Origin of the sequence: Providencia heimbachae ATCC 35613, from assembly GCF_001655055.1 — a bacterium.
GTDB lineage: Bacteria > Pseudomonadota > Gammaproteobacteria > Enterobacterales > Enterobacteriaceae > Providencia > Providencia heimbachae.
In genome coordinates this window covers 1-13,352 of record NZ_LXEW01000035.1, presented here as the reverse complement: position 1 = coordinate 13,352, position 13,352 = coordinate 1, and the positions used below count along the sequence as shown (strand labels likewise).

13 protein-coding genes are annotated in these 13,352 nt (G+C 43.3%); 12 read left to right on the top strand and 1 reads right to left on the bottom strand.

Annotation, left to right across the window (positions count from 1 at the left end; translation table 11 throughout):
- Positions 1-68: 68 nt before the first annotated feature.
- Positions 69-2,129, bottom strand: a complete 2,061-nt coding sequence (paaZ, locus tag M998_RS11790) for a phenylacetic acid degradation bifunctional protein PaaZ (RefSeq protein ID WP_068909030.1) — start codon at positions 2,127-2,129, stop codon at positions 69-71.
- Between the two features lie 321 nt (positions 2,130-2,450).
- Here paaZ and paaA point away from each other — a divergent pair, with 321 nt between their 5' ends.
- From paaA to paaX, 12 genes are all read left to right on the top strand, one after another.
- Positions 2,451-3,389 carry a 1,2-phenylacetyl-CoA epoxidase subunit PaaA gene (paaA, locus tag M998_RS11785; protein ID WP_068909028.1) on the top strand — a complete coding sequence of 313 codons (939 nt, stop codon included), beginning with the start codon at positions 2,451-2,453 and terminating at the stop codon, positions 3,387-3,389.
- A 30-nt stretch (positions 3,390-3,419) separates the two neighbouring features.
- Positions 3,420-3,707 carry a 1,2-phenylacetyl-CoA epoxidase subunit PaaB gene (gene paaB, locus M998_RS11780; protein WP_068438738.1) on the top strand — a complete coding sequence of 96 codons (288 nt, stop codon included), beginning with the start codon at positions 3,420-3,422 and terminating at the stop codon, positions 3,705-3,707.
- A 10-nt stretch (positions 3,708-3,717) separates the two neighbouring features.
- Positions 3,718-4,476: a 1,2-phenylacetyl-CoA epoxidase subunit PaaC gene (gene paaC / locus M998_RS11775; RefSeq protein WP_068909027.1), complete on the top strand. Its 759-nt coding sequence runs from the start codon at positions 3,718-3,720 to the stop codon at positions 4,474-4,476.
- Positions 4,477-4,480: 4 nt separating this feature from the next.
- Complete coding sequence (gene paaD / locus M998_RS11770) at positions 4,481-4,990, top strand: 1,2-phenylacetyl-CoA epoxidase subunit PaaD (RefSeq protein ID WP_068909024.1); 510 nt, start codon at positions 4,481-4,483, stop codon at positions 4,988-4,990.
- A 10-nt stretch (positions 4,991-5,000) separates the two neighbouring features.
- Positions 5,001-6,059, top strand: a complete 1,059-nt coding sequence (gene paaE, locus M998_RS11765) for a 1,2-phenylacetyl-CoA epoxidase subunit PaaE (RefSeq protein WP_068438744.1) — start codon at positions 5,001-5,003, stop codon at positions 6,057-6,059.
- Between the two features lie 8 nt (positions 6,060-6,067).
- Entirely contained in the window at positions 6,068-6,841 is a 774-nt protein-coding gene (paaF, locus tag M998_RS11760) for a 2,3-dehydroadipyl-CoA hydratase PaaF (protein ID WP_068438747.1), read from the top strand.
- Between the two features lie 2 nt (positions 6,842-6,843).
- A complete protein-coding gene (paaG, locus tag M998_RS11755; RefSeq protein ID WP_068909023.1) occupies positions 6,844-7,638 on the top strand; it encodes a 2-(1,2-epoxy-1,2-dihydrophenyl)acetyl-CoA isomerase PaaG in 795 nt (264 codons plus the stop codon).
- Positions 7,639-7,640: 2 nt separating this feature from the next.
- On the top strand, positions 7,641-9,191 hold the full coding sequence (locus tag M998_RS11750) for a 3-hydroxyacyl-CoA dehydrogenase (RefSeq protein ID WP_068909021.1): 1,551 nt from the start codon (positions 7,641-7,643) through the stop codon (positions 9,189-9,191).
- On the top strand, positions 9,188-9,628 hold the full coding sequence (gene paaI, locus M998_RS11745; protein WP_068909019.1) for a hydroxyphenylacetyl-CoA thioesterase PaaI: 441 nt from the start codon (positions 9,188-9,190) through the stop codon (positions 9,626-9,628). Before M998_RS11750 ends, paaI begins: the two co-directional genes overlap by 4 nt.
- The gene (pcaF, locus tag M998_RS11740) at positions 9,625-10,827 is read left to right on the top strand and encodes a 3-oxoadipyl-CoA thiolase (protein WP_068909017.1); all 1,203 of its coding nucleotides are present in this window, start codon (positions 9,625-9,627) and stop codon (positions 10,825-10,827) included. The genes paaI and pcaF overlap by 4 nt, the downstream gene beginning before the upstream one ends.
- A gap of 104 nt (positions 10,828-10,931) precedes the next feature.
- Complete coding sequence (gene paaK / locus M998_RS11735; protein ID WP_068909015.1) at positions 10,932-12,242, top strand: phenylacetate--CoA ligase PaaK; 1,311 nt, start codon at positions 10,932-10,934, stop codon at positions 12,240-12,242.
- Positions 12,243-12,403: 161 nt separating this feature from the next.
- The gene (paaX, locus tag M998_RS11730) at positions 12,404-13,342 is read left to right on the top strand and encodes a phenylacetic acid degradation operon negative regulatory protein PaaX (RefSeq protein ID WP_068438758.1); all 939 of its coding nucleotides are present in this window, start codon (positions 12,404-12,406) and stop codon (positions 13,340-13,342) included.
- The last annotated feature ends 10 nt before the right edge of the window (positions 13,343-13,352 follow it).

Genomic DNA, 13,352 nt, shown 5'->3' with positions numbered 1-13,352 from the left:
AGAAAATGATTAAAAAGACACCTATTTATATCAGCAAGACAATAAAATAGCCGCTAAACGAGTTAGGATTAAAAATCCCCTTCACGGCGTTCCACTAATGTCAAAATACTGTATAACGCAACAACGGTATCATCTTGATTGAAAACCTGAACGTCCCACTCCACAACGCCATTAGGGGTATCTTCTGCAATTTTCTGTGCTTTTTTTATCTTTTTCTTGCATGTTAGGCGAACTTGTATGGTGTCCCCAATTTTTACCGGTTCGATAAACCGCAGGTTTTCCATTCCATAATTAGCAATAACGGGGCCAACTCCTGCATCGACAAATAGCCCTGCGGCGGCCGACACCACAAAATAGCCGTGTGCTATTCGCTCACCAAAAAGGGATTGTGCCGCACCCAGTTTATCGACATGCACGTAAAAATGGTCCCCACTTAAACAAGCAAAATTGACGATATCAGCCTCAGTCACCGTTCGCCTTGCCGTTAATAAGGTATCGCCAATGACCAAATCTTCGAAATGTTTACGGAAGGGATGAACCACGTCCGCAATGGTATCCGCACCGCGTATCCATTGCTTTGTAATGGCAGTCAGCATAGATGGGCTGCCTTGGATCGCCGTTCGTTGCATATAGTGCTTCACTGCACGTAAGCCACCCAGCTCTTCACCTCCGCCTGCCCTTCCTGGCCCACCATGAACGAGTAAAGGTAGCGGAGAACCATGACCTGTTGATTCTGCTGAAGAATCTTCGTTAAGGATCAGCATTCTACCATGTACTCTTGCCGTGGCTCTAATGACTGATTGTGCAACCTGAGCATCTGCTGTCACCAAAGTACCAGCTAAACTTCCCCCACCTAACGCTGCAAGTTGTACCGCCTGTTCGATATTGTCATAACACATCAATGTTGCTACTGGGCCAAAGGCTTCCGTTTCATGTACTGCATGTTGCGTAAATGGCTCTGCGCAATAAAGTAATGTTGGTGGATAAAAAGCGCCATTTTGACTGTCGCCACCCATAATATTTTGCTGGTTAATCACGCCACCGCAAAGGAGTTCACAACCGTTCTCTCGTAAGTAATCGACTTTACTTTGAACATCTTGCCGCTGCTCTAAATTAATTAGTGCTCCCATCCGTACACCTTCAACCGCAGGGTCGCCCACAATGACGGATGATAAACGCTTAAGTAACGCTTGTTGGACATTTCTTAACTGACTTTTTGGCACAATAATACGACGAATTGCCGTACATTTTTGCCCTGCTTTCGCCATCATTTCACGTACAATTTCTTTAATAAAGAGAGAAAATTCAGGCTGTTCAGGCTGAACATCAACACCTAAAATCGCACAGTTAAGCGAATCCGCCTCCATCGTAAAAGGCACCGATTTTTCAACGATTCTTGGATGTGACTTTAATTTTTGCCCCGTTGATGCCGAGCCCGTAAAAGTCACGACATCTTCAAAATCAAGATGCTCAAACATGTCCCCTACACCACCACAAATTAACTGGATAGCGCCTTCCGGAACTAAACCACTTTCGACAATTAATTTCACCATTGCTTGTGTTACTTGTGCCGATGCAGTGGCAGGTTTAATAATTGCAGGCATCCCCGCTAGCCAAGTAGGAGCAAGCTTTTCGAGCATACCCCAACATGGAAAATTAAAGGCGTTGATATGTAAAGCAACTCCCCGACGCGAAGATAAAATATGGCGGCCAATAAACTGCCCTTGTTTTGATAATGGGATCATTTCATCTTCAGGCCAAATGGTGTCATCGGGCAACTCTCGGTTTGCCAACCCTGAATAGGAAAACAGGGTCGCGATTCCGCCTTCAATATCGACCCAACTATCCGCTTTAGTTGCCCCTGTTTGAGCAGAAATAGCATAAAGTTCAGCCTTATGAGCAAGCAAATATTTCGCTACGGCTTTTAGCATTTGCCCACGCTGCTGAAATGTCAGTGCTGATAAAGGGTCTCCTCCCGTCGTTCTACCGTATTGTAAACTTTCTGCTAAAGGTAGCCCTTCCGTAGTGACGTCATACAGAATTTCATTCGTGAGCGCATGATAAATTTTTCGCCCTTCGCCAGCACCATTAACCCAACTTCCCATAATGTAACTTGCTAAATGCTTCATTCTTCTCTCCAGAAACAAAAAAAATAAATAAAATTAACATTGAAATATGTATCATAAAAACAACTATAGTGGCTAATTTAAATTTAACAAATTTAAAACAAATAGGCAGTAAGCCCTTGATGCCCAATAAGAACACACAACAAATAGATAATTCAACTCACTGTTAAATAAAGATATATATAAAATTACCGTGAAGTCAGTCTCAAAATAGACTTAAGTACCATTGATCTTTTTGTTAACTATTCCTAGCATTGATGTTAAATAATCGTGATTCGTATTTTAATTTATTGTGTTTTTTTTGAATCATTTTTAGGTGACGTAATGAATGAGCATAATCAGGCAAACTTCGAGGCCAAAATCGAAGCAGATATTTTTATCGAACCAAAAGACTGGATGCCCGATGCATACCGGAAAAATCTAATCCGGCAAATTGGGCAACACGCCCATTCTGAAATTATCGGTATGCTACCAGAAGCAAATTGGCTGACGCGTGCCCCAACACTAAGGCGAAAAGCAATTTTACTGGCGAAAATTCAAGATGAGGCTGGTCACGGTTTGTACCTCTACAGCGCTGCCGAAACGCTGGGTTGTACACGCCAAGATATCTATCAAAAATTGTTAGACGAGAAAATGAAGTACTCCTCTATTTTCAATTATCCCTCTTTAAGTTGGGCTGATATTGGGGTCATTGGTTGGCTAGTGGATGGCGCAGCAATTGTTAACCAAGTTGCGCTGTGCCGAGCTTCTTACGGCCCTTATGCACGAGCTATGGTGAAAATCTGCAAAGAAGAAAGTTTCCACCAGCGCCAAGGCTATGAGGCTGTTATGGCTTTAGCCGCAGGAACAAATGAACAAAAAGCCATGTTACAAGACGCAATTAATCGTTTTTGGTGGCCAGTATTAATGATGTTTGGACCCAATGATGCCGATTCGCCCCACAGTGCACAGAGCATGGCGTGGAAAATAAAAAGATTCAGTAATGACGAACTTCGTCAAAAATTTGTGGATAACACCGTTCCCCAAGTTGAAGCGTTGGGCATGTCGATCCCTGACGCTGATTTAATCTGGGATGAAACCATTGGTCACTATCGTTTTGGTGAAATTGATTGGGCAGAATTCTACCAAGTCATCAAAGGTAATGGCATTTGCAACACGGAACGTTTAGCGGCTAAACGTAAAGGTTGGGAAGACGGAGCTTGGGTTCGCGAAGGCGCAATGGCACATAGCCATAAACAAAAAGCAATGAAATCCGCCGCCTAACGTTGCAAGACAATGAAAAAAGGAAAAAAAATGAGCAATCAAGATTGGCCACTGTATGAAGTTTTTGTTCGCAGCAAGCAGGGCCTTGCCCACCGCCATGTAGGCAGTCTGCATGCCGCAGATGACCAAATGGCGCTCGAAAATGCACGGGATGTTTACACTCGTCGAAGCGAAGGTTGCTCTGTTTGGGTGGTAAAAGCGGCAAGTTTAATTGCTTCACAACCCGAAGATAAAAGCACTTTCTTTGATCCTGCGGATACAAAAATTTATCGCCACCCCACATTTTATACCATTCCTGATGGCATAAAAAATATGTAAGGAGCTTGTGATGGACCAACAGCAACAACTTCACCATTACGCCCTCAGACTCGGCGATAGCCCACTGATTTTAGCCCAGCGCTTATGTGAATGGTGCGGGCACGCCCCTGAAATCGAAATTGATCTTGCTCTTTCAAATATTGGTTTAGATTTGCTGGGGCAAGCACGAAACTTTCTGAACTATGCCGCTCAATTAGCGGAACCGGAATGTGATGAAGACCAACTCGCCTTTCAGCGCGATGAAAGAGCATTTAGTAATTTATTATTAGTCGAGCAACCAAACGGGGGTTTCAATGACACCTTAGTGCGTCAATTTTTTATGGATGCCTATCATGTCCCACTATACGAAGCCCTTATCCATAGCCGCGATGAACAACTTTCTGCTATTGCAGAAAAATCCTTAAAAGAAACCTTATATCACCTGCGTTTTAGCCGGAATTGGATGATCAGATTGGGGGATGGCAACGAAGAAAGTCATCAAAAAATCCAACAATCTATTGATGATTTATGGCGATTCACGGGGGAGTTATTCCACGCGGATGAAATTGAAATGGCACTCTGTGAAGCAAAAATGGCTGTCGACCCTCGAACATTAAAACAAACATGGTTGAGTACAGTGAGTGAAACATTAGCAGAAGCCACGCTTATTTTGCCTGAAAAAGAGGCTTATCGTTTAGGTGGAAAGCAAGGCAGGCATACGGAACATTTAGGATTACTTTTAACACAGTTGCAATTTGTGCAACGCGCTTATCCAAATTGTCAATGGTGATGTAATGAAACAGAGACTGGAACCAAGTGAATTACAAGCCCCTCAAATTCACCAGATCTGGCAACAACTACACCAAATTCCAGATCCTGAACTCCCTGCGCTCTCCATTACTGATCTTGGGATGATCCGCAATGTTGTTCCTGCGGATCAAGGCTGGAAAGTTATTTTTACACCTACCTATTCAGGTTGCCCCGCCACTGAGTTTCTGATTAACGAGATCAAACTGGTGCTTGGTAAAGCTGGCTTTCAACACATTGATATTGAAATCATGCTCACACCTGCATGGACAACTGACTGGATGAATCAAGATGCGAAACGGCGTTTACGTGAATTTGGTATTGCCCCACCACAGGGGACATCTTGCGAACATCCTGAACATACGGGTTCCATCCAATGTCCACGCTGTGAAAGTGAAAAAACAGAAAAAATTAGTGAGTTTGGTTCAACCGCCTGCAAGGCGTTATATCGATGTACAGAATGTTTAGAACCTTTTGATTACTTTAAATGTATTTAAGGCCACGATTATGACCGTATTCCATCGTTTAAGTATTGCTGCAATTGAGCGCGACACCCCAGATGCTGTTGCGGTAACTTTTTGTATTCCTGATGATTTACGAGAACATTATCGCTATCGTCCAGGACAGCATCTCACCTTAAAAGCGGCTATAAAGGGGGAAAACCTGCGTCGCTGTTACTCTATTTGCAGTTCTCCCGATGAAGACATGCTAAAAATTGGTGTAAAAGCGATTTATGAAGGCCGTTTCTCAAACTTTATTAATCAAGACCTGCGTGTTGGCGATAGCCTTGATGTGATGATCCCTCAAGGGCAATTCGGCTATCAACCAAACCTCAATAACCGAGCACACTACCTTGCGGTTGCCGCAGGTTCGGGGATCACTCCGTTACTTTCGATTATTAAATCAACACTGCAAACTGAGCCTAAAAGCCGCTTTACTTTAATTTATGGCAATCGAAATAGCCGTACAGTAATGTTTAAAGAGAGTATCGCCGATCTCAAAAATCGCTTTACTGAGCGCTTTCAGGTGCTCTATTTGTTTAGCCAAGAACAGCAAGATAGCCAGTTACTCAGTGGTCGAATCGATGAAAAACAGCTCAGTGCGTTAGGCCAAACGTTATTAAATTTTAGTCGATTTGACCGTGCATTTGTTTGTGGTCCTGAAGCCATGATGGATGATGTTCAATTAGCACTGATTAAATCGGGTATGCCACAAGAGCATGTCCATACTGAACGTTTCAACACCTCTGGTACAAAATTTAAACCTACGAATACCATCACAACACAAGACCGCCAAGTGAGTATCCACCTCGATGGTCGCACAATGAATATCAGTATGGATAGCCAAGATGACAGCATTCTTGATGCAGCATTACGCCAAGGCGCCGATCTGCCATACGCCTGCAAAGGTGGTGTTTGCGCAACCTGCAAATGTAAATTGCGCTCTGGTGAAGTCGAGATGGGTGTCAATTACAGCTTAGAACCGGACCAAATCGCAAATGGATTTATTCTTAGCTGCCAATCATGGCCAAAAACCGACGATGTCGTTCTCGACTTTGATGTATAGGAGCGATTATGGATACCAATTGGATTTTATCTCACCAAGAAAACCGCGTACTCACTCTTACGCTAAATCGACCTGAAATTCGCAACGCTCTGAGTACTGATTTTCTGGAGTTGCTTGCCGAGCACCTTGAACAGGCAGATAACGCTACGGATATTGGCGTTATCGTCATTACCGGAAATTCCCGATTTTTTGCCGCAGGTGCTGACCTAAAAGAGTTACAGAAACAAACGGTTGCCAGCGCCACTACCGACAGACGCCCACAAATATGGCGTCGCATTTCCCTGATTTCAAAGCCTATTATCACGGCAGTCAATGGCTATGCACTTGGCGCAGGTTTTGAACTTCTTCTTGCCAGCGACATTATTGTCGCTGGTGAATCAGCACGTTTTGGATTACCTGAAATCACCCTTGGCTTGATGCCCGGCGCCGGTGGTACTCAACGGTTAATTCGTAGCGTAGGAAAATCCCTTGCGATGCAAATGGTGCTGACCGGAGAAGCAATAACCGCAAAAAAGGCACAGCAAGTAGGCTTGATCAGTGAAATCTACGTTGATGATTTAGTACTTGAAAGTGCGCAAAAATTGGCTCTGCGTATCGCTAATCACGCGCCTTTGGCTGTTCGCTCAGCCAAAGCTGCATTAAATAATGCTCAAGAAACGCATTTGTCTGTAGGGCTGCAATTAGAACGCCAATACTTTGTCACTCTTGCAGGTACCGAAGATCGCCTTGAAGGGATCAATGCATTCTTTGAAAAGCGCGATCCACAGTTTACAGGACAATAAAAATGCCCAATAACCCAATGATCCTCACCAAAATAGAACAAGGGGTACTCACCATTACCCTAAACCGCCCTGATAGGCTCAATAGTTTTAATGATGAAATGCATCGCCAATTGAGTGATGCCATTAAAATTGCCGAGCGGGATGATACCGTGCGCTGCCTAGTGATTACCGGCGCTGGAAAAGGGTTTTGTGCTGGACAAGATCTCAATGATCGTAATGTTTCAGTGGGTGAAAAGGCCCCCGACCTTGGGTTTTCCGTGGAGACGTTTTATAACCCGCTGATCCGTAGACTTACCCATTTACCTAAACCGATTATTTGTGCCGTAAATGGAGTCGCAGCAGGTGCTGGCGCTGCTATTGCTCTTGCTGGTGATATCGTCATAGCGGCTAAAAGTGCTAGCTTTATTCAGTCATTTTGCCGCTTAGGTTTAGTTCCCGATTCCGGCGGAAGCTGGTTTTTACCCCAATTAGCCGGTCATGCAAGAGCCATGGGAATGGCATTGTTGGGTGATAAAATCAGTGCAGAGCAAGCATTACAATGGGGAATGATTTGGCAGGTTACTGAAAATGAAGATTTAGTTGAAACCGTTGATTCCCTCGCTAAACATCTCGCTACCCAGCCGACTTATGGGCTAGGCCTTATCAAAAAAGCAATCTACAGCGCAGCAACCAATACCCTTGATGAACAACTGGATCTTGAGCGTGATTTACAACGTTTAGGTGGACGCAGCCAAGATTACCGCGAAGGCGTTGATGCGTTTCTTAATAAACGCACGCCTCAATTTAAAGGAAAATAGGCATGACATTACCTTTAAATTCATCAATAAAAACAGTCGCTGTTATCGGCGCTGGCACAATGGGGATTGGGATTGCACAAGTTGCTGCCGGTGCAGGTTTGCAGGTTTTATTATTTGATATGAACAGTGAAGTGTTAAACCTTTCACTCGCGTCAATGAGTGAACGATTACGCAAACGTGTTCAACAAGGAAAAGCGGATGCGCAAATAACAGAACAATTAATTTCTCGTGTCGCTATCGCTTATAGTTTGTCTGAATTATCTAGCGCACAACTGGTAATCGAGGCGGTTGCTGAGAAGCTCGAGATCAAACAAGCTATTTTCGGTGAATTAGAACATATTTGCGGTGAAAACACGCTATTTGCCAGCAATACTTCGTCATTATCGATTACCGCCATCGGTAGGCATCTTAAACATCCTGAACGCCTTGCGGGACTCCATTTTTTTAACCCTGCCCCCGTCATGAAGCTAGTCGAAATTATTCGTGGCTTGGAAACATCAGAATCCGTAATTAAAACACTGAAAGCATTAGCGCTATCATTTAATAAAGTGCCTGTCATCTGCCGCTCAACACCTGGATTTATTGTCAATCGCGTTGCGAGGCCTTTTTATGCAGAAACATTACGCGCGCTTGAAGAGCAAATCGCCACACCTGAAACACTAGATAGTGCGATTCGCGATGCAGGTGGATTCGCCATGGGGCCATTACAACTAACTGATTTAATTGGTCATGATGTCAATTATTCTGTTACAAATTCTATTTTTCAGGCCTTTGGTTACGACCCTCGCTTTCAAACTTCACTAATACAATTGGAACTTGTACAAGCAGGACATTTAGGGCGTAAATCAAAACGTGGCTTTTATCATTATGATGAAAATAAATCCCAACGTTCTCCTTCATTTGCGCCAAAAATAACGCTTAGCAAGCCGTATGATATTAAAGCTCGAGGCGATTGGCAGTTATTACCTGAGTTTGCGCAGCTTTTATTGAAAAATGGGATCCCTCTCGAAGAACCCACACAAGACGACCGCAATCTTCCGACACTTATCGTTAATCAGGTTATTGTTATGTTAACAAACGGTAAATTATCCTCGGATGTTGCGCAACAAATGAACCGCCCTGTCGTGCAATTTGATTTATCGGCTGATTATGGTCGTGCAACAGCGATAACGTTAAGTTGTGCAAAACAAAATAACCATCAACAAAATCAACACGTTATTGCCTTTTTCCAATCTCTTGGCAAAGAAGTGATTGTATTACCTGATTATCCGGCACTGCTAACCATGAGAACAGTCGCAATGCTCTGTAACGAAGCTTTAGATGCAGTGAATAAAGGTGTTGCTAGTGTACAAGACGTTGATAATGCCATGTGTTTTGGTGTGAATTATCCCAAAGGGCCGTTGGCTTGGGGAATTCAACTAGGGTGGCAACATATTTTATCGACCCTTGAGCAACTTTCCCATTTTTATGGCGATCACCGCTATCGCCCTAATCCGTTATTAAGAAAACTTGCAGCGGGTTATCAAACCTTATCTTTCAAGGAGTTGTCATGATTTCAATCCCCAATACTACATTGGCTCAGCAATCAGCCCACGTGATGTATCTAAGTGATACATGTGCAAAGGCGATGGGTATGGGCATTGAACATGTCGATGACGGCTATGCCTTACTGACCATGACCATCACACCTCATATGTTAAACGGGCATAAGACCTGCCATGGCGGGCAACTGTTTAGCCTTGCAGATACGGCATTTGCCTATGCATGTAACAGTCAAGGATATGCGGCTGTTGCAACAATGTGTTCCATTGATTTTATTCGCCCAGGTTTTGAAGGGGATACCTTACGTGCAACCGCAAAAATGAAACACCAAGGTAAGCGCAATGGCTTATATGAAGTTGAAATCATCAACCAAGATGGAAAAACGCTGGCTGTTTTTCATGGGCGTTCTCATCGATTAGGCCACCGTTTAGTAGGAGAAGAGTCATGATAGATGCTTTTATTTGTGATGGTATTCGTACACCTATTGGTCGCTATGGTGGCGCTCTTTCCTCTTTACGACCTGATGATCTTGCAGCTATCCCACTGAAAGCTTTGATTAATAGGTATCCACAGCTAGATTGGTCATTAACTGATGACATCATACTTGGTTGCGCAAACCAAGCGGGTGAAGATAACCGAAATGTTGCCCGTATGGCGGGTTTATTATCGGGTTTACCCGTCTCGGTATCGGGCACCACCATTAATCGGTTATGTGGTTCAGGTCTCGATGCAATTGCACTCGCAGCAAGGAGTATCAAAGCGGGTGAATCGGGCTTAATGATTGCGGGTGGTGTCGAATCGATGAGCCGTGCCCCTTTTGTTATGGGTAAGCATGAATCTGCATTTTCGCGTCAATCCCAAATTTTCGACACTACCATCGGATGGCGCTTTATTAATCCCCTGATGGAACAGCAATTTTCGACTGATTCAATGCCTGAAACCGCAGAGAATGTTGCACAAACCTACAATATCAGCCGTGAAGATCAAGATGCATTTGCATTACGCAGCCAACAACGCACTGAAATTGCCAAAAAAAATGGCATTTTGGCACAAGAAATTATCCCTGTTGCGGTAAAACAACGCAAACAAGAAATATGGGTTTCTGAAGATGAACATCCGCGCCCTGAAACAACCGAAGCACAATTACAAAAATTAAAAACACCCTTTCGTGAAAATGGCACGGTGACGGCGGGTAATGCATCAGGTGTCAATGATGGCGCGGCCGCATTAATTATCGCATCAAAAAATATTATTCAAAGACAAGGCTTAACACCAAGAGCGCGCATCATCGCAACGGCGACTTGTGGCGTAGAGCCAAGGTTAATGGGAATAGGCCCACTTCCTGCAACACAAAAAGTCTTGAAATTAGCAGGACTCAGCATCGAGCAAATGGATGTTATTGAGCTAAACGAAGCCTTCGCAGCTCAAGCATTAGCCGTTTTAAGAGGGTTAGGTTTACCTGATGATGCTTCACAAGTTAACCCTAATGGTGGTGCGATTTCTTTGGGGCATCCACTTGGAATGAGTGGTGCAAGACTTGCCATTGCTGCAATTAACGAACTACACCGAAAACAAGGCCGCTATGCCTTATGCACCATGTGTATCGGTGTGGGTCAAGGAATAGCCATGATTATTGAACGAGTCTAGACATTAAAACAAATAAAAAGCCTGAAAATACTCCACCTGCTCAGGCAAATACCTAAAACGTCAATAAACGGACAGGTATTTATAATAACTATGAGGACGGCAATATGAGCACAATACAAGACAACATTGACCCAATTGAATTTGCTTCCCGCGATAAAATCGAGGCACTGCAATACACACGAATGAAGTGGACACTCACTCACGCATATGAAAACGTGCCTATGTACCGTAAAAAATTTGATGACGCGGGTGTACATCCTGATGATTTTAAACAGCTCAGCGACATCGAAAAGTTCCCTTACACCACAAAACAAGACTTACGCGAAAATTATCCGTTCAGTACTTTTGCTGTGCCAATGGATCAAATTATTCGTATTCATGCCTCATCAGGTACAACGGGTCGCCCAACCGTCGTTGGTTATACACAACAAGATATTGATAATTGGGCAGATTTAATCGCTCGTAGCTTACGCTCTGCCGGAACAGTTCGAGGAGATAAAGTGCATGTTGCCTATGGCTATGGGTTATTTACTGGCGGGCTAGGAGCACATTATGGCGCGGAGCGTCTTGGTGCAGCGGTTATTCCAATGTCTGGAGGGCAAACGGAAAAACAAGCTCAATTAATTGTTGATTTTAAGCCTGACGTCATCATGGTCACCCCTTCATATTGTCTGAGCATTATCGACGAGCTAGAAAAAATTATGGGCGGAGACGCAAGTAAGTGCTCACTTCGACTAGGTGTATTTGGTGCAGAACCCTGGACTGAATCGCTCAGAAAAGAAATTGAAACACGATTAGGTATCAAAGCATTAGATATCTACGGGTTATCAGAGGTGATGGGTCCTGGCGTCGCCATGGAGTGTGACGATTCAGAGGAAAATGGCCCTACAATCTGGGAAGACCATTTTTACCCTGAGATTATTTCCCCTGAAACACTTAAAACACTCAAACATGGGGAACATGGTGAGTTAGTGTTCACTACCTTAACAAAAGAGGCTATGCCTGTTATTCGCTATAGAACAAGAGATTTAACTCATTTAATGTCTGGGGTAAATCGCAATATGCGACGCATTGGAAAGATCACTGGTCGTTCTGATGACATGATGATTATTCGTGGTGTTAATGTGTTCCCTACTCAAATAGAGGAACAAATTATGCAATTCAAAGAGCTTTCGCCTCACTACCAATTAGAAATTGGTCGTAGAGGTAACATGGATAATTTATCCGTCCGTGTTGAGCTCAAAAATCCTGAGCTACTCAACTATGATGAACGTTGTAATATTTGTCATCATCTTAAACATCGCATCAAGTCGATGGTAGGCATCAGCACACGCGTTAGCATTGTTAATTGTGGTGATATTCCCCGTTCACAAGGTAAAGCAGAGCGTGTTATTGATACAAGAATTGCAATTTAAATCAAAAAAATAAGGTATATCCTCTATTTTTGATGGATATACCTTATTGTGAATTTACTGCTAGGTGTGTTTCCTGTAGAGACAAAACAAGACAATAGGCGAAATTATGTCTACTATTTGCTTAGTCTTTTGATACAAAAAATTTTATGGATTGAAAAATAATGGAAACCAAACTCAGCCAATTCATTCAACATGCAATACAAAGCCAACCGATTAGCGGAACATCATTGATTATTTCACTCTATGGCGATGCTTTACATCATCGAGGCGGCGAAGTCTGGCTAGGAAGTCTGACCAATTTATTAGAGCCGATGGGCTTTACTGATCGCTTTGTCCGGACATCGGTTTTTCGCCTACAAAAAGAGTCTTGGTTGGACGTCGAAAAAATAGGGCGGCGTAGTTATTATCGAATATCAGAACGAGGACAAAACCAATTTCGCCACGCAGAAAGTAAAATTTATCAGAGTGAACAACCTGACTGGGATGGGAAATGGGATTTATTATTGCTCGAAGCCGCCAATAAAGAAGATAAATTAAGATTAAAGAAAGAGCTTAGCTGGCTTGGTTTTGGTCAATTCAATACCTCATTAATGGCAGCACCTAGCTGTGCACAAAGTGATATTCCTTCGCTCTTGAGTGAATTAAATGCAGCGGAACACGCTATTTATTTTCGTGCAGATTATCCGAGTGCTCGTTCAGAAAAAAACTTGAAAGAGTTGGTCTCTAATGCTTGGTCTTTGCAGGAAGTCGCAGAACATTATCACCAATTTATTCTGTTATTTAGGCCGCTCGCTTTATTGCTTAAAGATATAACAGATAAACAGATTTCACCTGCACAATGCTTCCAATTACGTTTACTTTTAATTCATTTTTATCGTCGCGTTATTTTAAAAGATCCACTACTACCGGATGAGCTACTGCCAGCTCAGTGGGAAGGCCAAATTGCACGCCATCTTTGCACGAATATCTATCAACGTGTCGATCAAGCCGCAACGCAATATGTCTCACAAATATGTGAAACTACGGTTGGGGAACTCCCCCAACCCTCTACCTCTTATTACCGGCGTTTCGGTGGCGTATTAAAAGAAATAGCCGCTTAATATAAATCGA

Excerpts from the sequence above, each read along its gene's own strand:
- paaZ (WP_068909030.1), bottom strand. The coding sequence starts at position 2,129 with ATGAAGCATTTAGCAAGTTACATTATGGGAAGTTGGGTTAATGGTGCT.
- paaA (WP_068909028.1), top strand. The coding sequence starts at position 2,451 with ATGAATGAGCATAATCAGGCAAACTTCGAGGCCAAAATCGAAGCAGAT.
- paaB (WP_068438738.1), top strand. The coding sequence starts at position 3,420 with ATGAGCAATCAAGATTGGCCACTGTATGAAGTTTTTGTTCGCAGCAAG.
- paaC (WP_068909027.1), top strand. The coding sequence starts at position 3,718 with ATGGACCAACAGCAACAACTTCACCATTACGCCCTCAGACTCGGCGAT.
- paaD (WP_068909024.1), top strand. The coding sequence starts at position 4,481 with ATGAAACAGAGACTGGAACCAAGTGAATTACAAGCCCCTCAAATTCAC.
- paaE (WP_068438744.1), top strand. The coding sequence starts at position 5,001 with ATGACCGTATTCCATCGTTTAAGTATTGCTGCAATTGAGCGCGACACC.
- paaF (WP_068438747.1), top strand. The coding sequence starts at position 6,068 with ATGGATACCAATTGGATTTTATCTCACCAAGAAAACCGCGTACTCACT.
- paaG (WP_068909023.1), top strand. The coding sequence starts at position 6,844 with ATGCCCAATAACCCAATGATCCTCACCAAAATAGAACAAGGGGTACTC.
- M998_RS11750 (WP_068909021.1), top strand. The coding sequence starts at position 7,641 with ATGACATTACCTTTAAATTCATCAATAAAAACAGTCGCTGTTATCGGC.
- paaI (WP_068909019.1), top strand. The coding sequence starts at position 9,188 with ATGATTTCAATCCCCAATACTACATTGGCTCAGCAATCAGCCCACGTG.
- pcaF (WP_068909017.1), top strand. The coding sequence starts at position 9,625 with ATGATAGATGCTTTTATTTGTGATGGTATTCGTACACCTATTGGTCGC.
- paaK (WP_068909015.1), top strand. The coding sequence starts at position 10,932 with ATGAGCACAATACAAGACAACATTGACCCAATTGAATTTGCTTCCCGC.
- paaX (WP_068438758.1), top strand. The coding sequence starts at position 12,404 with ATGGAAACCAAACTCAGCCAATTCATTCAACATGCAATACAAAGCCAA.